Source organism: Geodermatophilus sp. SYSU D00700 (genome assembly GCF_054050255.1).
In genome coordinates this window covers 20,964-39,235 of the sequence record NZ_JBJGZA010000031.1, presented here as the reverse complement: position 1 = coordinate 39,235, position 18,272 = coordinate 20,964, and the positions used below count along the sequence as shown (strand labels likewise).

The 18,272-nt window shown below is 77.1% G+C and carries 20 protein-coding genes; 11 read left to right on the top strand and 9 right to left on the bottom strand.

Features of this window, described 5'->3' with window-relative positions; translation table 11 throughout:
• Positions 1-105 precede the first annotated feature (105 nt).
• Both ACI79V_RS18715 and ACI79V_RS18710 read left to right on the top strand, forming a co-directional pair.
• Positions 106-948, top strand: coding sequence for an EamA family transporter (locus tag ACI79V_RS18715; protein WP_456891596.1), 843 nt, complete (start codon positions 106-108; stop codon positions 946-948).
• Positions 949-1,020: 72 nt separating this feature from the next.
• Positions 1,021-3,375, top strand: coding sequence for a diguanylate cyclase domain-containing protein (locus tag ACI79V_RS18710; protein ID WP_456891594.1), 2,355 nt, complete (start codon positions 1,021-1,023; stop codon positions 3,373-3,375).
• A 16-nt stretch (positions 3,376-3,391) separates the two neighbouring features.
• Here the strand turns inward: ACI79V_RS18710 and ACI79V_RS18705 are convergent, their stop codons facing one another.
• From ACI79V_RS18705 to ACI79V_RS18685, 5 genes are all read right to left on the bottom strand, one after another.
• Positions 3,392-4,183, bottom strand: coding sequence for a TrmH family RNA methyltransferase (locus ACI79V_RS18705; RefSeq protein WP_456891592.1), 792 nt, complete (start codon positions 4,181-4,183; stop codon positions 3,392-3,394).
• 179 nt (positions 4,184-4,362) lie between these two features.
• Positions 4,363-4,749 carry a 50S ribosomal protein L20 gene (gene rplT / locus ACI79V_RS18700; protein ID WP_091367035.1) on the bottom strand — a complete coding sequence of 129 codons (387 nt, stop codon included), beginning with the start codon at positions 4,747-4,749 and terminating at the stop codon, positions 4,363-4,365.
• Between the two features lie 35 nt (positions 4,750-4,784).
• The gene (gene rpmI / locus ACI79V_RS18695) at positions 4,785-4,979 is read right to left on the bottom strand and encodes a 50S ribosomal protein L35 (protein ID WP_456875329.1); all 195 of its coding nucleotides are present in this window, start codon (positions 4,977-4,979) and stop codon (positions 4,785-4,787) included.
• 97 nt (positions 4,980-5,076) lie between these two features.
• Positions 5,077-5,679 carry a translation initiation factor IF-3 gene (infC, locus tag ACI79V_RS18690; RefSeq protein ID WP_456875328.1) on the bottom strand — a complete coding sequence of 201 codons (603 nt, stop codon included), beginning with the start codon at positions 5,677-5,679 and terminating at the stop codon, positions 5,077-5,079.
• A 336-nt stretch (positions 5,680-6,015) separates the two neighbouring features.
• A complete protein-coding gene (locus ACI79V_RS18685) occupies positions 6,016-6,507 on the bottom strand; it encodes a PH domain-containing protein (protein WP_456891590.1) in 492 nt (163 codons plus the stop codon).
• Between the two features lie 45 nt (positions 6,508-6,552).
• Here ACI79V_RS18685 and ACI79V_RS18680 point away from each other — a divergent pair, with 45 nt between their 5' ends.
• The 3 genes from ACI79V_RS18680 to ACI79V_RS18670 all read left to right on the top strand — a co-directional run bounded on the left by ACI79V_RS18680 (position 6,553) and on the right by ACI79V_RS18670 (position 9,630).
• Entirely contained in the window at positions 6,553-7,602 is a 1,050-nt protein-coding gene (locus ACI79V_RS18680; RefSeq protein WP_456891588.1) for an MBL fold metallo-hydrolase, read from the top strand.
• Positions 7,603-7,648: 46 nt separating this feature from the next.
• Positions 7,649-8,758, top strand: coding sequence for a uroporphyrinogen-III synthase (locus ACI79V_RS18675; protein ID WP_456891586.1), 1,110 nt, complete (start codon positions 7,649-7,651; stop codon positions 8,756-8,758).
• Positions 8,759-8,838: 80 nt separating this feature from the next.
• Positions 8,839-9,630 carry a hypothetical protein gene (locus ACI79V_RS18670; protein WP_456891584.1) on the top strand — a complete coding sequence of 264 codons (792 nt, stop codon included), beginning with the start codon at positions 8,839-8,841 and terminating at the stop codon, positions 9,628-9,630.
• A 3-nt stretch (positions 9,631-9,633) separates the two neighbouring features.
• Here the strand turns inward: ACI79V_RS18670 and ACI79V_RS18665 are convergent, their stop codons facing one another.
• A complete protein-coding gene (locus ACI79V_RS18665; protein WP_456891582.1) occupies positions 9,634-11,118 on the bottom strand; it encodes an aromatic amino acid lyase in 1,485 nt (494 codons plus the stop codon).
• Between the two features lie 268 nt (positions 11,119-11,386).
• On the opposite strand from ACI79V_RS18665, the gene ACI79V_RS18660 reads away from it, so the two are divergent.
• The 5 genes from ACI79V_RS18660 to ACI79V_RS18640 all read left to right on the top strand — a co-directional run bounded on the left by ACI79V_RS18660 (position 11,387) and on the right by ACI79V_RS18640 (position 15,684).
• A complete protein-coding gene (locus tag ACI79V_RS18660; RefSeq protein ID WP_456891580.1) occupies positions 11,387-12,172 on the top strand; it encodes a TetR/AcrR family transcriptional regulator in 786 nt (261 codons plus the stop codon).
• A 111-nt stretch (positions 12,173-12,283) separates the two neighbouring features.
• On the top strand, positions 12,284-13,240 hold the full coding sequence (locus ACI79V_RS18655; RefSeq protein ID WP_456891578.1) for a DUF2382 domain-containing protein: 957 nt from the start codon (positions 12,284-12,286) through the stop codon (positions 13,238-13,240).
• A 122-nt stretch (positions 13,241-13,362) separates the two neighbouring features.
• A complete protein-coding gene (locus tag ACI79V_RS18650; RefSeq protein ID WP_456875320.1) occupies positions 13,363-14,007 on the top strand; it encodes an N-acetyltransferase in 645 nt (214 codons plus the stop codon).
• 94 nt (positions 14,008-14,101) lie between these two features.
• Entirely contained in the window at positions 14,102-14,461 is a 360-nt protein-coding gene (locus ACI79V_RS18645) for a YciI family protein (protein WP_456891576.1), read from the top strand.
• Positions 14,462-14,466: 5 nt separating this feature from the next.
• A complete protein-coding gene (locus tag ACI79V_RS18640) occupies positions 14,467-15,684 on the top strand; it encodes an RNA polymerase sigma factor (RefSeq protein ID WP_456891573.1) in 1,218 nt (405 codons plus the stop codon).
• On the opposite strand, the gene arfB is transcribed toward ACI79V_RS18640, so the two are convergent.
• A complete protein-coding gene (gene arfB, locus ACI79V_RS18635) occupies positions 15,656-16,096 on the bottom strand; it encodes an alternative ribosome rescue aminoacyl-tRNA hydrolase ArfB (RefSeq protein ID WP_456891570.1) in 441 nt (146 codons plus the stop codon). The two genes, ACI79V_RS18640 and arfB, sit on opposite strands and share 29 nt — an antisense overlap.
• A gap of 36 nt (positions 16,097-16,132) precedes the next feature.
• On the opposite strand from arfB, the gene mmuM reads away from it, so the two are divergent.
• Positions 16,133-17,047, top strand: coding sequence for a homocysteine S-methyltransferase (gene mmuM / locus ACI79V_RS18630; RefSeq protein WP_456891567.1), 915 nt, complete (start codon positions 16,133-16,135; stop codon positions 17,045-17,047).
• Between the two features lie 80 nt (positions 17,048-17,127).
• Here the strand turns inward: mmuM and ACI79V_RS18625 are convergent, their stop codons facing one another.
• Together ACI79V_RS18625 and ACI79V_RS18620 are read right to left on the bottom strand one after the other, a co-directional pair.
• Positions 17,128-17,985, bottom strand: a complete 858-nt coding sequence (locus ACI79V_RS18625) for an SDR family oxidoreductase (RefSeq protein ID WP_456875315.1) — start codon at positions 17,983-17,985, stop codon at positions 17,128-17,130.
• Positions 17,986-18,099: 114 nt separating this feature from the next.
• Positions 18,100-18,237 (bottom strand): hypothetical protein, encoded by a 138-nt coding sequence (locus ACI79V_RS18620; protein WP_456875314.1) that lies wholly within the window; start codon positions 18,235-18,237, stop codon positions 18,100-18,102.
• Between the last annotated feature and the right edge of the window lie 35 nt (positions 18,238-18,272).

Here is an 18,272-nt window from a genome sequence, read left to right as displayed (position 1 = left end):
GGGGCCCCACGGCGTCGAGATCGCGCGCTCTCGACCGACGAGCGGGGCGGTGTCGGTGGCGGCTGCCAGGATCGGCGGCAGGAGCGAGACGGGGAGGCGCACCGGATGGCGTTGCTGCTGGCGCTGGCCTCGGCCGTCGTCTACGGGGTGGCCGACTTCTGCGGCGGTCTCGCCAGCCGGCGGGCGGCCGCGGCCACCGTCGTCGCGGTGTCGCAGGCCGCCGGGCTGGTGGTGGTCGCGCTGCTGCTGCCCTGGCTGGGCGGGGAGCCCGCGGGCGCCGACCTGGCGTGGGGAGCGGTGGCCGGCGTCGCCGGGGGCGCCGGGCTGCTGCTGTTCTACCGGGCGCTGGCCGCCGGGGTGATGAGCGTGGTGGCACCGGTGACGGCGGTGTCGGCGGCCGCGCTGCCGGTGCTCGGCGGGCTGGCCCTCGGCGAGCGGCTCGGCCCGGCGGCCGCGGTCGGGATCGTGCTGGCGCTGGTCGCGGTGGTCCTGGTCGCCGCCGAGGGCGGCCTGGCGTCGCTGCGCGCGGCCCGGCTGGGCACCGTCGCGCCGGCGCTGGCGGCGGGGGCCGGGTTCGGGCTGTTCTTCGTGTTGCTCGAGCGCACCGGCGACGACGCCGGGCTCACCCCGCTGGCGGCGGCGCGGGTCGTGTCGGTGCTGCTGGTCGGCGGGCTGGCCCTGGCGACGGTCCGGTCGCCGCGGGTGCCGCGGCGCGTGCTGCCGGTCGTGCTGCTGGCCGGGGTGGGCGACATGGCGGCCAACGCGCTGTTCCTCCTCGCCACCCAGGCCGGCGGTCAGCTGGCGATCACCGGGGTGCTCGCCTCGCTGTACCCGGTGAGCACGGTCGTGCTGGCCCAGGTGCTGCTGCGAGAACGGCTGGCCGGCGCCCAGCGGGCGGGCCTGGCCGTCGCGGCCGCGGCGGTGGTGCTGATCGCCCTGCCGTCCTGAGCCCTGCCCCCTCGGGGTGACCCCGCCGGCCGGCCGGGTGCGTCCGGCGCCACCGCTGCCGAGAACTCCTCCGTGACCGTTCCCGCGCAGGCACCCGGGCAGCCCGGACCCACGACCGACGCCGTGCTGGAGGCCGCCATCCGCGGGGTGCGCAGCGTCTTCCAGCCCATCGTCGAGATCGACACCGGGCGGGTGGTGGCCTACGAGGCGCTCGCCCGCGGCCCGGTCGGCCCGCTGGAGCGGCCCGACGCGCTGTTCGCCGCCGCGCGCACCGCGGGCCGGCTCGCCGAGCTCGACGAGGCCTGCCGCGCCGCCGCCTTCCGCGGCGCGGTCGAGGCCGGGCTGGTCGCGCCCCTGACCCTCTTCGTCAACGTGGAGCCCGAGGTCTTCGACACCGCTCCCCTCGAGGACCTGATGGCCATCGCCGAGAGCGCCCCCGGGCAGGTCCGCGTGGTCATGGAGATCACCGAGCGGGCGATCGCCGCACGACCGGCCGAGCTGCTGCGCACCGTCGAGCGGGTCCGCGAGCTGGGCTGGGCCGTGGCCGTCGACGACGTCGGCGCGGAGTCGATGTCGCTGGCGTTCCTGCCGCTGCTGCGCCCCGACGTCGTCAAGCTCGACCTGCGGCTGGTGCAGGAGCGCCCGGGTCCGCAGATAGCCGAGATCATGAACGCGGTCAACGCCTACGCCGAGCGCAGCGGCGCCGTCGTCCTGGCCGAGGGCATCGAGGACGAGCGCCACCTGCGCACCGCCCGCGGCCTCGGCGCCACGCTGGCGCAGGGCTGGCTGTTCGGCCGCCCGGCCCCCGGCGCCGCGCCCGACCTGACCGTCGGCGAGCTGGTGCTGCCCGGCGCGGGCCTGCCGGCCGGCGTGCTCGGCGCGGTGTCGCCGTTCGCCTGCCTGCCCGACGGCACGCCGCTGCGGCGGGCGCCCAAGGCGCTGCTGATCGAGCTGTCCAAGCAGCTGGAGCGGGAGGCGCTGCGCCTGGGCGAGACCTGCGTCGTCGCCGCGACCTTCCAGGAGGCGCGCCACTTCACCGTCTCCACCACCCAGCGCTACCGCGACCTGGTCGAGCGCACCGGCTTCGTCTGCGCGCTGGGCGAGGACCTGCCGGTCGAGCCGCTGCCCGGCCTGCGCGGCGCCCACCTCGACCCGGCCGACCCGGTCCGCGGCGAGTGGGACGTCGCCGTGCTGTCCCCGCACTTCAGCGCCGCGCTGCTCGCCCGCGACCTCGGCGACGACGGCCCCGACGCCGAGCGCACCTTCGAGTACGCGCTCACCTACGACCGGGACACCGTGTCGCGGGCGGCGTCCTCGCTGCTGTCGCGGGTCGCCCCGCGGGCCGGTGCGGCGCCGGAGCCCCCGGCCGGGCACGTGCCCCCGGCGGCAGCACCGGCGGGCCGGCCCGCGGGCGGGCTGGCCGTGGGGACGACGAACGCCGAGGTGCTGCTGCGCCGGGCGCTGGAGGCCACGCCGAGCGGGGTCACCGTGGTCGACATGCGGCTGCCCGACCAGCCGATCGTCTACGCCAACGCGGCGTTCCGGGAGCTGGCCGGCCTGTCCGCCGAGCAGATCCTCGGCCGCAACTGCCGGCTGCTGCAGAGCCCCGACACCGACCAGGGTGCCGTGGCCCGGATCCGCGCGGCGGTCGAGGCCGGTGCCTCCTGCCGGGAGACGGTGCTCAACCTGCGCGGCCCCGAGCGCACGCCGTGGTGGAACGAGCTGCACCTGGCCCCCGTGCACGACGCCGACGGGTCGGTCGTGCAGTACATCGGCGTGCAGGTCGACGTCACCGCCCGGGTCGAGGCCGAGCGGGCCCTGGTGCGCGAGCGCGACCGCACGCAGGCCGCGCTGGCGCGCATCCAGGAACTGGCCTACACCGACCCGCTGACCGGCCTGCCCAACCGGCGACGCCTGGAGGAGCAGGTGGAGACGGCGATCTGGGAGGCCCGCGCCCGCGGCGACGCGCTCGGCCTGCTGTTCGTCGACCTCGACGGGTTCAAGGCGGTCAACGACGCCCTGGGCCACGCGGCCGGGGACGAGCTGCTGCAGGTGGTCGCCGGGCGGCTGCGGGACCGCGTCCGGCGGCGGGACCTGCTCGCCCGGCTCGGCGGGGACGAGTTCCTCGTCGCGCTGCCCGACCTGCGGCCGGAGACCGCGGCGGCCGAGGCGGGCCGGGTGGCCGACGAGCTCGCCGCCTCGATCCGCCGACCGGTCACGCTGCGCGGCACCGAGGTCTCGCTGGGCGCGAGCATCGGCGTGGGCGTGTGCCCGGACGACGGCGTGGTGTTCGCCGACCTGCTGCACCGGGCCGACCTGCGCATGTACGACCGCAAGGCCGCCACCCGCGGCGCGGCCGCCCGCGCGGCGACCGCGCGGGCCGCGGCCGCCGCGGTGCCCCCTCCGGCGGCGCCCGCGCTGCCCTGATCCCCCGCCGCGGCGGTCAGCCCTGCGCGAGCTGTGTCGCGTAGAGGCAGATCGCCGCGGCGGCGGCCAGGTTGAGGCTCTCGGCGCGGCCGCGCATCGGGATGCGCACCCGGGCGTCGGCGGCGCCGGCCAGCTCCGGTGGCACGCCGCGGGCCTCGTTGCCGAACAGCCACAGCACCCGCCCGGCCAGCGTGGTCCCCAGCTCGTCGAGGGCGGTCTCACCGCCGCCGTCGGCCGCGAGCACGGTGACCCCGCGCCCCTGCAGGCCGGCGACCAGCGGGCCCAGCGGCGCCCCGCGGACGACGTCGAGGTGGAACAGGCTCCCGGCGCTCGAGCGCACCGCCTTGCCGCCGTAGGGGTCGGCCGACCCGGCGCCGAAGACCACCGCGCCGGCCCCGCAGGCGTCGGCGGTGCGCAGCACGGTGCCGGCGTTGCCGGGGTCGGCGAGGCCGGCGAGGGCGACGGTGAGCGCGGGCGGGTCGGCGGCCAGCCGGTCGGCGGGGACGTCGCGCAGCGCGCAGACGGCGACCAGGCCCTGCGGCGTCACCGTCTCCGACAGCCCGGCGGCGGCCTTCTCGGTGACCAGCCGGACGGGGACCGGGGCGGCGGCCAGCAGGTCGGGGTGCGCGGCCGCGGCGGCCTCGGTGGCGAAGACCTCGCGGACGTCGCCGGGCGCGGTGGCCAGCGCCTCGGACACCGCCTGACGGCCCTCCGCGAGGAAGGCGCCCGTGGCGTCGCGGCCGGCCCGCCGGGTCAGTTTCCGCGCGGCGGCGACCCGCGCCGACCGCTCGGTCAGCAGCTCGCGCACGTCGTCGTCCCTCCCCTGTCCCGTCGAGATCACGCGATGTCGACGTCTACGGCGCTCTCGGCCGTCGAGATCACGTGATCTCGACCGGGAGGAGCGTGCCCGCACACGGCGACGCCGCCGGCGCCGGCCCCGAGGGACCGGACGCCGGCGGCGTCACGTGGTGCCGGTACGGCCCTGCCTCAGGCGGCCTGCTCGCCGCCGGCCGGAGCCGCGGCGACGGCGGCGCGGGCGGTCTCCACCAGCGCGGCGAAGGCGGCCGGCTCGTTGACCGCGAGCTCGGCGAGCACGCGGCGGTCGAGCTCGATGCCGGCCAGCTTGAGGCCCTGCATGAACCGGTTGTAGGTCATGTCGTTCTGCCGCGCCGCGGCGTTGATGCGGGTGATCCACAGCTTGCGGAAGTCACCCTTGCGCACCTTGCGGTCGCGGTAGTTGTAGGTGGCCGAGTGGAGGATCTGCTCCTTGGCCTTGCGGTACAGGCGCGAGCGCTGACCGCGGTAGCCGCTGGCGGCCTCCAGGACGGTGCGGCGCTTCTTCTGGGCGTTGACCGCCCGCTTCACGCGTGCCACGTGAGAACTCCTTACTGGTTACGGGAGGCGGGGGCTCAGATGCCCAGCAGCTTCTTGAGGGTCTTCGAGTCGGCCGGGCTCAGGACCTGGTCCTTCTCCAGCCGGCGCTTGCGCCGCGAGGACTTGTGCTCGAACTTGTGCTGGTTGTTGGCCTGCTCGCGCATGAGCTTGCCGGTGCCCGTCACGCGCACCCGCTTGGCGGTGCCCTTGTGGGTCTTCTGCTTCGGCATGTCCTCGTCGTCCTCGTTCGTGGTTGTCGGCGCCGCGCGGCAGCACGGGACTGCCGCGACGGCGCCGGCCGTCTCGGTGGTGCGGTCCTGCGTGGCCTCAGGCCGTCGGGGTCTGTCCCTCGGCGGCCCGGTCGGCCTTCGCCTGGCGCCGGGCGCCGTCGGTGGCGGCCTGGTTCCGGTGCGGGGCGATCACCATGACCATGTTGCGGCCGTCCTGCTTCGGGTTGGACTCGACGACGCCGAGCTCGGCGACGTCGGCGGCCAGCCGCTGCAGCAGTCGGTAGCCCATCTCGGGCCGCGACTGCTCGCGACCGCGGAACATCACGGTGATCTTGACCTTGTCGCCGCTCCGCAGGAAGCGCTCGACGTGGCCCTTCTTGGTCTCGTAGTCGTGCGGGTCGATCTTCAGGCGCAGCCGCATCTCCTTGATGACGGTGAGCGCCTGGTTCCGCCGGGCCTCGCGGGCCTTCTGCGCGGACTCGTACTTGAACTTCCCGTAGTCCATCAGCTTGACGACCGGCGGACGGGCCATCGGCGCGACCTCGACGAGGTCCAACTCGGAGTCCTGCGCCAGTCGCAGCGCCTCGCCGATCGGCACGATGCCGACCTGCTCGCCCTCGGGCCCGACCAGGCGGACCTCGGGGACGCGGATACGGTCGTTGATACGGGGCTCGGTGATGGCCTCTCCTCTGCTCTTCACACGGGAGGAGTCGCGCCCATCCGGCACCGGGAAGGACTCGGGCCCCGTGAGCGGTGTGCTCACAGGGCCCGTCTCGCCGGTGCGGCACGGGACCCGTCGCCGGGCCGTGCACGTCGCGAGGGACCGGCCCGGGTGGGACGGTCCTCCGCGAACCGGGACCTGGGCACCTCGACGGCGCCAGGTGGGAGCGGGCTCCTCTTGGTCAGCGGCCCGGGGCAGGGCCGCTGGATGGTGGTTCACGCGCCTCGTGTAGCGGGGAGGCGTGCCCATGCTACAGCGTCGCGAGGACGCCGGTCATTCCCTCCCCGCCGCCGTCCTGGGCGAGGAAGGTCCTCGTCAGTCGTCGTAGAGGAGCGGGGGCTTCGCGGGCTGCTGCGCCTGGTGCGCGGCCAGCAGTGCCCGGAGCCCGTCGACGGCGTCCAGGGCCCGCCGGCGGTCGACCGCCTGCACGGCGAGCACGGCGATCTCGTCGCCGTTGGCGAGCTCCAGGGAGGCCCAGGACGAGTGCCGGTCGAAGCGCACCGCCCGGACCGCCTCCCACGGCAGCTCGTGCCGGACGAGCACGTTGCGCACCCGCACCCCGGCGGTGTCGGCGTCCACCCGCGAGGCGCCGGCGAGCAGGACGGCGGCGCCGACGAACAGCCCGAGGCCGGCGATCGCGACCTGGTCGACCAGGCCGAACGTGATCACCCCGGTCGACGACGACGTCAGCAGCACGGCCACGACCGTCATGACGCCCACGACCAGTGCGGCGGCGATCCCGCACATCAGGCGCAGGCGGCGCGGCACGGCGGTCACGGCGGCGGGCGTCGTCGGCACGTCCCTCATGCTCCCAGTCCCCGCGCCGGGCGGTGGCTGGCAGAGTGCCCGGGCGTGGAGGTGACCGGGCAGGCGCAGCGGACGGCGTGGCGCGAGCGGACCGTGCCCGCGGTCGAGCGGGTGCGCCCGGGGCTGTGGTCGGTGCCGGTGCCCATGGGCGGCCCGCTGCGGTGGGTGAACGCCTACGTGCTGGAGCTCGCGGGCGGCGGGCTCGGCCTGGTCGACACCGGCTGGGACGCCGACGACAGCTGGGCGGCGCTGTGCGCGGGGCTGACCGGCCTGGGCGCCGGCGTCTCCGACGTGCGCGGCGTCCTGGTCACCCACATGCACCTCGACCACGTGGGGCTGGCCGCGCGGGTGCGCGAGGCCTCCGGCGCGTGGATCGCCATGCACCCGGCCGACGCGGCGGCGCTGGCCACGCTGCGCGAGCGCTCCCCCGAGACCTCGATCGAGCGCGAGGTGGCCTTCCTCGTCGGCCTCGGCGCCCCCGAGGCCGACGCCCGCGCCGACGCCGGCACGCCCGAGCAGCGGGTGGGCTGGCGGCGGCTCGCCCGGCCCGACCGGCTGCTCGAGGACGGCGACCGCGCCGACCTGCCCGGCTGGTCGCTGCGCGCCGTGCACACGCCCGGGCACACCCCCGGCCACCTGTGCTTCGCCGACGAGGACGACGGCCTGTTCTTCTCCGGCGACCACGTGCTCCCGCGGATCAGCCCGAACGTGTCGACCCACCCGGGCGGGGCCGCCGACCCGCTGCGCGACTACCTCGGCTCGCTGGAGGCGGTCACCGCGCAGCCGGCCGCCGAGGTGCTGCCGGGGCACGAGTGGCGCTTCCGCGGGCTGGCCGAGCGGGCGCAGGAGCTGTGCGCCCACCACGAGCGGCGGCTGGGCGAGCTGCTGGCCGCCGTGCGCGCGCACCCGGGCAGCACCCCGTGGCAGCTGGCCGCGCACCTGACCTGGTCGCGGCCGTGGTCGGAGTACGCGCGGCGGATGCGGATCTTCGCCGTCACCGAGACCGACGCCCACCTGCGGCTGCTGGCCAGCCGCGGCCTGGTGGTGGGCGACGGCGGGGCGGTGCCCACCTGGACGGCGGCGCGGCCGCGCTGAGCGGGCCCGGCCGACACCGGCCCCGGCGGCCGCGCACCATGGTCGGGTGACCGCGCTGCCCGACGCCGACCCGACCGGCCCGGCCCCGCTGGCGGGCTACACCGTCGCCGTCACCGCCGAGCGGCGGCGGGAGGAGCTCGGTGCGCTGCTCGAGCGCCGCGGCGCGCGGGTCGTGTACGCGCCGGCCATCCGGATCGTGCCGCTGGCCGACGACGCCGAGCTGGCCGCCGCCACCCGGGCCGTGCTGGCCGCACCGGTCGACCGCGTCGTGGCCACCACCGGCGTGGGCTTCCGCGGGTGGCTGGAGGCGGCCGCGGGCCGGGGCCTGCCGCTGGTGGAGCACCTGCGCGGCGCCCGGGTGCTCGCCCGCGGTCCCAAGGCCCGCGGCGCCATCCGCGGCGGCGGGCTGGTCGACGCGTGGTCGCCGGCGTCGGAGTCGTCGGACGAGGTGCTCGAGCACCTGCTGTCGGGCGCCGAGAGCCCGCTGGCCGGGCGCCGGGTCGCCGTCCAGCTGCACGGCGACCCGCTGCACGGGTTCGTCGCGGCGCTGCGGGCCGCCGGTGCCGAGGTGCTCACCGTGCCGGTCTACCGCTGGGTGCTGCCCGCGGACCTCGCGCCGCTGCACCGGCTGGTCGGCGCGGTGGCCGCACGCGAGGTCGACGCGGTGACCTTCACCAGCGCCCCGGCCGCGGCCGCGCTGCTGTCGGTGGCCGACGGGCTGGGCCGGCGCACGGACCTCGTGGCCGCGCTGCGCGACCGGGTGCTGCCGGTCGCCGTCGGCCCGGTGACGGCAGGGCCGCTGGAGGCCGCCGGCGTCAGCACCGTGCAGCCCGAGCGGGCGCGGCTGGGCGCGCTGGCCCGCGAGGTCGTGGCCCGGCTGCCCGCCCGCGACCCGGTGCTGCGGGCCGGCGGCACCGACCTGCAGGTGCGCGGGCACGTCGCCGTGGTCGGCGGCCGGCTGGTGGAGCTGCCGCCCGGTCCGCTGGCGGTGCTGCGGGCGCTGGCCACGCACCCGGGTGCCGTGGTGGCCGACGCCGACCTGGCGCGGGCACTGCCGGACGGCGGCGCGGTCGCACCGGCGCTGGCGCGGCTCCGCTCGGCGCTCGGGCCGGGCCTGGTCGAGACCGTCGAGGACGGGCACCGCCTGGCCGGGTGACCGGGCCGACTGCCCCGCTGTGGGGAGGGGACGAACTCCCCGGCCGACGGCGGGGAGCGCGGCGGGCGATGATCGTCGCCGTGGCTGAGCACACGGACACCGCACCGGGACGGGCCCTGGTGGAGGCCGGCGAGCTGGTGGCCGGGTCGATGGCGCGCACGGCGGCCGGCCTGGTCTTCGACGACGGCTCGGCCCGGGTGCGGCTGGACGGCGGGCTGGCGGCGTGGCTGCGCCGCACCGCGGCCGCGGCCGACGCCGACCCGTCCGCACCCGTCTCCTCCCGCGCCCGCTGCCGGGCCGGCGCCGCGCTGGCCTTCGCCGCCGAGCTGTCGGTGACCCGCGCCGCGCAGGGCCGGGCGGTGCGCACCGACGGCTTCCTCGCCCCCGGGCCCGGCGGCCGCGCGCCGGCCGACGAGATCGGCGAGGCGGTGGTGCTGGCCGCGCGGGCGGCGACCGAGGAGTGGCGGGTGCGGCACCTGGGCTACCTGCTCGCCGAGGCCGCCGTCTCCCCCGACCTCGACGCCGCCGTCGTCGCCCGCGGCCTGTCCCTGGCCGGCGCCCTCACCGGACGCCAGCTGGTGCTGCTGGCCGCCGTCGGCCGGCGCGAGCGCACCCCGCTGCCGATGACGCCGGTGCCGCAGGACCCGCGCGGCTGGACCGCCTGGGGCGCCCTGGAGGACCTCGGCGACCTGCAGCGCGGGGGCCTGCTCGACCCGCCGCCGGCCACCCCGCGCCCGGGCGGTGCCGCCCTGCCGCGGCTGCGCCCGGCCGACCTGCGGCTGACCCGCCGCGGCGTGCTGGTGCACCGGCTGCTGGCGCTGGACTTCGTCCGCGACCAGGCGGTCGCCGCCGCCCTGGCCGACCTCGCCTGATCCTCAGGAGCCGGTGCCCGCCCGCGCGGGACCGGGGAAGCGTGCGCGCAGCGCCCGGTGGACGGCGTCGGGGTACGGCTCGGCCGCGGCGACCGTCTCCGCGACCAGCTCCACCGCGACCGACGTCCCCGCGCCCAGGGCGGCCCGGGCCGGCGCCGTCGCGAGGACGTCGGAGGCCAGCAGGAGCTCGACGGCGAGGACGTCCTCCAGCAGCCCGAGCGCGGCGTCGGCCTTGCGGACGCTCACCGGGGCGCCGGTGGCGTGGTCCTCGATGCCCAGGTCGAGCGGCGGGGTGTCCAGGGTCGCGGGCGCGGCCAGCTGCTGGAGCTCGGACATGACGGCGGCCGCGGGGTAGCGCAGCGCCAGGCCGTACGCCGCCGAGGACGGCGGGCCGGTCATCTGGCCGAAGAACGCCGTCCACAGGTGGCCCAGGCGGCGTTCGCTGAGCTGGCCGACCTGGGCGAGGGCGATGCGCAGCGCGTCGGCGGCGATGGCGAGCACCATCGGGTGAAAGTTGCCGTTGCTGAGCAGCGTGCCGTCCTCGACCGACACCAGCGGGTTGTCCGCCGCGGCGGCCAGCTCGGTCTCCACCGCCGTGCGCAGGACGGTGACGTACTCCCGGAGCGCCCCGTGGACCTGCGGGACGACCCGGAAGGACAGCGCGTCCTGCACCGACGCGGCGCCGTCGGGCCCGAGCAGCGCGCTGCCGGCCAGCAGGTGCCGGAGGTGGTCGGCGGCGGCGACCTGCCCGGGGACCGGCTTGGCCCGGCCGACGGCGGGGTGCAGGACCGAGGGGTTGGCCCGCGTCGCCTCCATCGACACCGCCGCCGCGACGTCGGCGGCCTCCGCGGCGCGCGCCGCCCGGGCGACCACCAGCGCCGCCTGGCCCACCGACACCCCGTTGGCCGAGATCAGCGCCAGCCCGTCCTTGCCGGCGAGGACCAGCGGCGCGATCCCGGCCCGCCGCAACGCCTCCCCGCCGGCCAGCACCTGCCCCTGGTACTCGGCCCGGCCCAGCCCGACGGCGACCTGCGCCATCCCGGCCATCTGCCCGATGTCGGCCGCACCCACCGAGCCGGTCCCCGGCACGACCGGGTGGACCCCGGCGTTCAGCATCGCCGCCAGCGTCTCGGCGACCGCCGGCGAGGCACCCGACCCGCCGCGGGCGATGCCGGCCAGCCGCACGACGAGCGCGGCGCGCACCACGGGCACCGGCAGCGGCGGCCCGATCCCGCCGGCGTGCGACAGGACGAGGAACTGCTGCTCGCGGTGGATCTCCTCCGCCGTCAGCCGGGTGTCGCGCAGGTGGCCGACCTGGGTGGTCAGGCCGTAGACGGCGGTGCCGGCGGCGAGGGCGTCGTCGACCACCGCCCGCGCGGCGGCGACGCGGTCGAGCGCCGGCCGGTCCAGCTCCACCCGGGCGCCGTCGACGACGGCGAGCAGGTCGTCGACCGACACCGGCGCTGTGCTGATCCGCACGACGGTCATGGGCGCCTCCCGGGGCGGGCCGAGCCTACGGTCGGGGCGGCTCCGGCGGGGTGGTACCGGGCGCCCGGCGACCGTGCGCGCTCCGTGCACGTACCGCGGCCACGGGCGCCTCTCGGCCGCGACGTGGGCACACCGCGTGCCGACGACGACCGTCACGGCGCGTTCCGGAGGACCGCCGCGCGGGCACCGACCCTGGTGCGGACGCCGCGCGAGGAGGATGACACCCGGTGCCACGGGGGCCCGGGACACGAGGCGGCGGGAGGTGCACGTGGACGGCGAGGACACCATCCCGATGTGGCGCCCCGACCGCGACTCCCCGGAGGGGCGCAGGATCGTCGTGCCCGCGGGTCCCCCGGTCACCGGCCGGACGGGGCTCGACCGCCGGCGCATCCTCGGCGCAGCCCTCGAGTACATCGACCGGCACGGCCTGGCCGCGCTCACCATGCGCCGCCTGGGCGCGCACCTCGGCGTCGAGGCCATGGCCCTCTACCGCTACGTGCCCGGCCGCGAGCAGCTGCTCGACGGCGTCGTCGAGACCGTCGTCGACGAGCTCTACGGCGACCCGGAGGTGCACCTGCACGCCGCGCACGGCTGGCAGGACTACCTCCAGCGCCTGGCCCACGGCGTCCGGCGCATCGCCCTCGCCCACCCGGAGGTGTTCCCGCTGGTCGCCACCCGACCCCCGGCGGCCCCGTGGATCCGCCCCCCGCTGCGCAGCCTGCGCTGGATCGAGTCCTTCCTCACGGTGCTGACCGACAACGGGTTCAGCGCCGAGGCGGCGGTGGCGGCCTACCGCGCCTACTCCAGCTTCCTGCTCGGGCACCTGTTGTTGGAGGTGTCCCAGAAGGGGGTACAGATCAACGCGGAGGACGCCCCGGAGGGCGTCCCGGGCACCGGCACCGACCTGAGCGAGTACCCGTTGGTGGTCGAGCTGGAGGAGCTGCTGTCCCGGGACGAGTCCGCGGCGGAGTTCGAGGAGTCGCTCGAGAACCTGCTCGAGCGGCTGGCGTCGGTGCGGGCCGAGGGACGTGTCCCCGGCGAGAACTCCGGGTGAACGGGTTTACGTCGTAAAGCGCCGGGGCATGACTGTCCTGGCCCGCTGACCCCGGCATCCGGACGCCTGAGGGAGCCGGCCGTACCTGATCCCCACCCGTGAGGAGTGCACGTGATCACCGAACAGCAGATCAGCACCGTCATCGGCACCACCGCCATCGACAACGACGGCGACAAGATCGGCAAGATCGGCGAGGTCTACCTCGACGACGAGACCGGCCGCCCGGAGTGGGCAACGGTGAACACCGGCCTGTTCGGCACCAAGGAGACCTTCGTCCCGCTGGCGCAGGCCGAGGTCAGCGGCAACCAGGTCCGCTTCCCGTACGACAAGGCGAAGATCAAGGACGCGCCGCGCATCGACACCGACGGCCACCTGTCCCCGCAGGAGGAGCAGGAGCTGTACCGGTACTACGGCGTGGGCACCGCGGGCACCACGACCGGCCAGGCCATGACCACTGGCACGACGACCGGCACCACGACCGGCACGACGACCGGCACCGCCGGCCTCGGCGTGGACCGGGACCGCGACGGCATCCGCGACGACCTCGAGACCCGCGGCACCGTGGGTCACGACACCTCCGGCCCGACCACCGACACGGCGATGACCCGCTCCGAGGAGCACCTCAACGTGGGCACCCAGCGGGTCGAGGCCGGCCGGGCGCGGCTGCGCAAGTACGTGGTCACCGAGAACGTGTCCCAGACCGTGCCGGTCTCCCACGAGGAGGTCCGGGTCGAGCGCGAGCCCATCACCGACGCCAACTACGGCAAGGCGATGGACGGGCCGGCCATCTCCGAGGAGGAGCACGAGGTCGTCCTGCACGCCGAGCGCCCCGTGGTGTCCAAGGAGGCCACCCCGGTCGAGCGGGTCCGCCTGGACACCCAGACGGTGACCGAGCAGCAGCAGGTCACCGAGCAGGTGCGCAAGGAGGAGATCGAGGTCGACGGCGGCACCACCGGCGTGGCCGGCACCGGCACCACGACCGGGACCACCGGGCGGGACGAGCGCGGCTTCGTGCAGAAGGCCAAGGACGCCCTCGACCGCGACAACGACGGCAAGATCGGCCGCTGACCACGGCCCCCCTGCCGGGGGGCCAGCACGGCACAGCAGCACCCCGACGGGGCCGGCCCACCACGGGCCGGCCCCGTCGCCGTGTCCGGGCCCGGCCGCCGCACCCGTGGTGTCATGGCGGCATGAGCGAGCCCGGGCCGACCGTGCACGTCGGCGTCCCCGTGGTCCGGCCGGCCGAGCCGCGCGACGTGCCGCGGATCGCGGTCACCCTGACCGTGGCGCTGGCGGAGTCGCGCTGGGTGCGCTGGGCGCTGCCGGCCGATGGGCGCACGCAGCGGCTGACCCGGCTCGCCGAGCTCGACGCCCACCGCGGGGTGGCCACCGGAACGACCTGGGTCAGCGCGGACGCCGACGCCGTCGCCTCCTGGCAGGCCCCCGAGGGAGCCGCCGCCCCGCTGCCGCGGGACGTCGCCGCGGCGCTGGACCGCGAGGTGCCGCGGCTGCACGCCGACCGCGCCGGCGCGGTCGCGGCCACCGACGCCGCGCTCGCCGCGGTGCTGCCGGACGGGCCGCACTGGCGGCTGCGCGCACTCGCCACCCGGCCGCGGTCCCGCCGTCGCGGCCTCGGCGGCGCGGTGCTCGCGCCGGTGCTGGCCCGCTGCGACCGCGACGGCGTCCCCGCCGCGCTGGTCGCCCCCGCGTGGGCGGTGGTGCGCTTCGCCCGCGGGTTGGGCTTCGAGGTGGTGCAGGCGACGCGCTCGGCCGACGGCGCGCTGCCGCTGTGGGTCGCCGTCCGTCCGCCCGGCGTCCCGATGCCCGAGCTGTAGGACCGTCCCGGGCGGGCTGTCGATCCGGGGCTGCCTCGTTCGTACAGGGGGTGCAGGGCCGGTACGGTGCCGGCCGCCCACCCGAGGAGATCCCATGCCGCACTACCTGCTCACCGTGGTCCAGCCCGGGGACGGGACCCCGCCCCCGCCCGAGGTCCTGGAGCCGATCGTGCGGGACACCGACGCGGTGCACCGGGCGATGGTCGACGCCGGCTGCTGGGTGTTCGGCGGCGGCCTGCTCCCGCCGGCGGTCGCGACGACCCTGCGACCCCGGGACGGGGACGTGCTGGTCGTCGACGGGCCGTTCGCCGAGGGCAAGGAGCACGTCGGCGGCTTCTCCGTGATCGACGTGCCGGACCTCGACGCCGCGCTGGTGTGGGGCCGGCGCCTGGTCGCCGCGACCACCCTGCCCATCGAGGTGCGGCCGTTCCACGACGGCTCGGGCCGCCCCTGAGCGGCATGCCCGCACCGGACGTCGAGGCGGTGTTCCGCGCGTCCTACGGGCGCGCGGTCGCCGTCCTCACCCGCCTCCTCGGCGACATCGACGCCGCCGAGGAGGCGGTCCAGGACGCCTTCGCCACCGCCGTGCAGCGCTGGCCGGCCGACGGCGTGCCACCCAGCCCGGCCGGGTGGATCGTCACCACCGCGCGGAACCGGGCGATCGACCGGCTGCGCCGCGAGTCGAGCCGGGCCGACCGCCACCGCGCCGCGGCGCTCCTGCACGACCCGGATCCCCCGCCCGAGGAGGGCGCCGTGCGCGACGACCGGCTGCGCATGCTGTTCACCTGCTGCCACCCCGCGCTGGCGCCCGCCGCCCGCGTCGCGCTGACGCTGCGGCTGGTCGGCGGGCTGACCACCGCCGAGATCGCGCACGCCTTCCTCGTCCCCGAGGCGACGATGGCGCAGCGCCTGGTGCGGGCGAAGGCGAAGATCCGCGACGCCCGGATCCCCTACCGGGTGCCCGCCGAGGCCGACCTGCCCGACCGGCTCGCGGGCGTGCTCGCCGTGGTCTACCTGGTCTTCACCGAGGGGCACACCGCCAGCGCCGGGCCGGAGCTCGTCCGCACCGACCTGTGCGCCGAGGCGATCCGGCTGGGGCGGGCGCTGGTCGAGCTGATGCCCGACGAGCCCGAGGCCCTGGGCCTGCTCGCGCTCATGCTGCTGGTGGAGTCCCGCCGGCCCGCGCGGGTGTCGGCGTCCGGGGAGCTGGTGCCACTGGCCGAGCAGGACCGGCGACGCTGGGACGCCGCCCTGGTCGCCGAGGGGCAGCACCTCGTCCGGCGCTGCCTGCGCCGGGACGCGCCCGGGCCCTACCAGGTGCAGGCCGCGATCCAGGCGGTGCACAGCGACCCGCCAACCGACTGGCGGCAGGTCGTCGCGCTCTACGACCTGCTGATGGCGCTGGCCCCCTCACCGGTCGTGGCGCTGCACCGGGCGGTGGCGGTGGCCGAGGTCGAGGGGCCCGCGGCGGGGCTGGCGCTGGCCGACGCGCTCGACCTGCCGCGCCACCACCTGCTGCCCGCCGTCCGGGCCGACCTGCTGCGCCGCCTGGGCCGGGACGCCGAGGCGGCCGCGGCCTACGGCGAGGCGATCGCGCTGGTCGGCAACGCCACCGAGCGGGCGTTCCTGGAGCGCCGCCGGGCGGAGGTCAGTTCCACCGGCGGCGGGACCGCTTGAGCTCGCCGCGCTGCTTCTTCGCCTGGATGCGCCGCTCCTGCGAACCGCGGGTCGGCTTGGTGCGACGGCGGGCGGGAGGCGGCGGCGCCAGGGCAGCGCGCAGCACCGCGGCCAGCCGCTCGCGCGCGGCCTGCCGGTTGCGCAGCTGCTGCCGGTGCTCGCTCGCGGTGACGGTCAGCACGCCGTCGACCAGCCGGCCGGCCAGCCGCCGGGCCAGCCGGTCGCGCTGCGCGTCGGTCAGCGTCGGCAGCTCCAGCGGCGACACCGACAGCTCCACCCGCGAGTCGGCCGTGTTGACGCCCTGCCCGCCGGGGCCCGACGAGCGGGAGAACCGCCACGACAGCGCCGCCGCGGGGACGACGAGGGAGCCGGTGACCGGGAGGTCACCGGCGGCGTCGTCGGCAGCGGGCACGCCGTCCAGTCTGCCGGGCGGGCGCAGGATGGTGCGGTGACCACCCCCCTGCCGGCCGCGCTGGCCGCCGGTCCGGTCCTGCTCGACGGCGGGCTGTCCACCGAGCTCGAGGCGCGCGGGCACGACGTGTCCTCGGCGCTGTGGTCGGCGCGGCTGCTGCGCGACGACCCGGACGCCGTCGTGGCCGCGCACGCCGCGTTCGCCGCGGCCGGCGCACAGGTGGCGACGACGGCGAGCTACCAGGCGACCGTCGAGGGGTTCGCCGCCGCCGGCCTCGACCGCGCGGAGGCGCTGGCGCTGGTGGCCCGCTCCGTGGAGCTCGCGCGGCGTGGGGCACCGGGGTCCTGGGTGGCCGGCTCGGTGGGGCCCTACGGCGCCGCGCTCGCCGACGGCTCCGAGTACACCGGCGCCTATGCGGACGAGGTCGGCGTCGCCCGGCTGCGGGCGTTCCACCGGCCGCGGATGGCCACGCTCGCCGAGGCCGGGGCCGACGTCCTGGCCTGCGAGACGGTGCCCGCGGCGGCCGAGGCCGAGGCGCTGCTGGCCGAGGCCGAGGCCCTGGGTGTGCCGGTGTGGCTGTCGCTGACCACGGTGGTCGACGGCGACGGCGTCGCGCGCACCCGGCGCGGGGAGCCGGCGGCGGAAGTGTTCGGCATGGCGCGCGGGGTGGGCGCCGTGGTCGCGGTCGGGGTCAACTGCACCGACCCGGCGGGCGTGCCGGCGGCGCTGCGGGCGGCGGCGGGCGCGGGGCTGCCGCTGGTGGCCTACCCGAACAGCGGCGAGGGCTGGGACGCCGTGGCGCGGCGCTGGACCGGCACCGGCGGGGTCGACCCGGCCGCCGTCCCGGGGTGGGTGGCGGCCGGCGCCCGGCTGGTGGGCGGCTGCTGCCGGGTCGGCCCGGCCGGGATCGCGGGGCTCGCGGGGGCACTGCGCCACGATCAGGGTCCCTGATCGTGCGGCGTCCTCCCCCACGGTGGGACGTGAGGGAGGACGCCCGGGGATCAGGGACCCTGATCGTCGCGGGCGCGCCGCTACAGGATCGGGTTGCCGCCGGTAACCGCGACCCGGGCGCCGGAGACGTAGGACGCCTCGTCGCTGGCCAGCAGCACGTACACCGGCGCGAGCTCGGCCGGCTGCCCGGCGCGGCCCATCGGCACCTGCTGGCCGAAGCTGGCCACCTTCTCCTCGGGCATGGTCGAGGGGATCAGCGGCGTCCACACCGGTCCGGGCGCCACGCTGTTGGCCCGGATGCCCTTCTCGGCGTACATCTGCGCCAGGCTCGCGGTGAAGTTGGCGATGGCGGCCTTGGTCATCGCGTAGGGCGCGAGGCTCGGGCTCGGCATGTCGGAGTTCACCGACGACGAGTTGATGATCGACCCGCCCGAGGGCATGTGCGGAATCGCGTCCTTGCAGAGCACGAACATCGCCGTCAGGTTCGTGGCGAGGGTGTGGTCCCACTCCTCGTCGGGGACCTCCTCCAGCGAGTCGTGGCTCATCTGGAACGCGGCGTTGTTGACCAGGACGTCGACCTTGCCGAACGCCTCGACGGCCTTCGGGATGATCGTCTTCGCGTGCGCCCGGTCGGAGATGTCACCGGGCACCAGCACGCACGTGCGGCCGGCCTCCTCGACGTACTTCTTCGTGTCCTCGGCGTCCTCGTGCTCGCTGAGGTAGCTGATCAGGACGTCGGCGCCCTCGCGGGCGAAGGCGATCGCGACCGCGCGGCCGATGCCGCTGTCGCCGCCGGTGACCACGGCGGCCTTGCCGGTCAGCTTCCCCGACCCGCGGTAGGTCTCCTCGCCGTGGTCGGGCTTCGGGTCCATCTCGCCCAGCGTGCCGGGCGGGGTCTGCTGCTGTTCGGGCTGGGACTCGGGGCGGGGTGACGACACGGGTGCTCCTCGGTGCGCGGACAGGCGGGCGGCGCGCGGTGGACGGGGTGGTCTCCCCCGTACCGCGTCGCCGTCCGCCTACCCGCACACCCGGCGGCAGAACCCGACCGGCCGTCAGGCCGTCTTGCCCAGCCGCGGGGCCTCGGCCGGCGCGCCGAGCGCGACGGCGTCCCAGCGCATCTCCATGTGCCGGTGACCGTGCCGGTCCACGACGGGCACCCACCGGATCAGGGGTCGTTCCTCGACTCGCATGGTTGCATCCACCTCCCGTTAACCCATTGTTCACC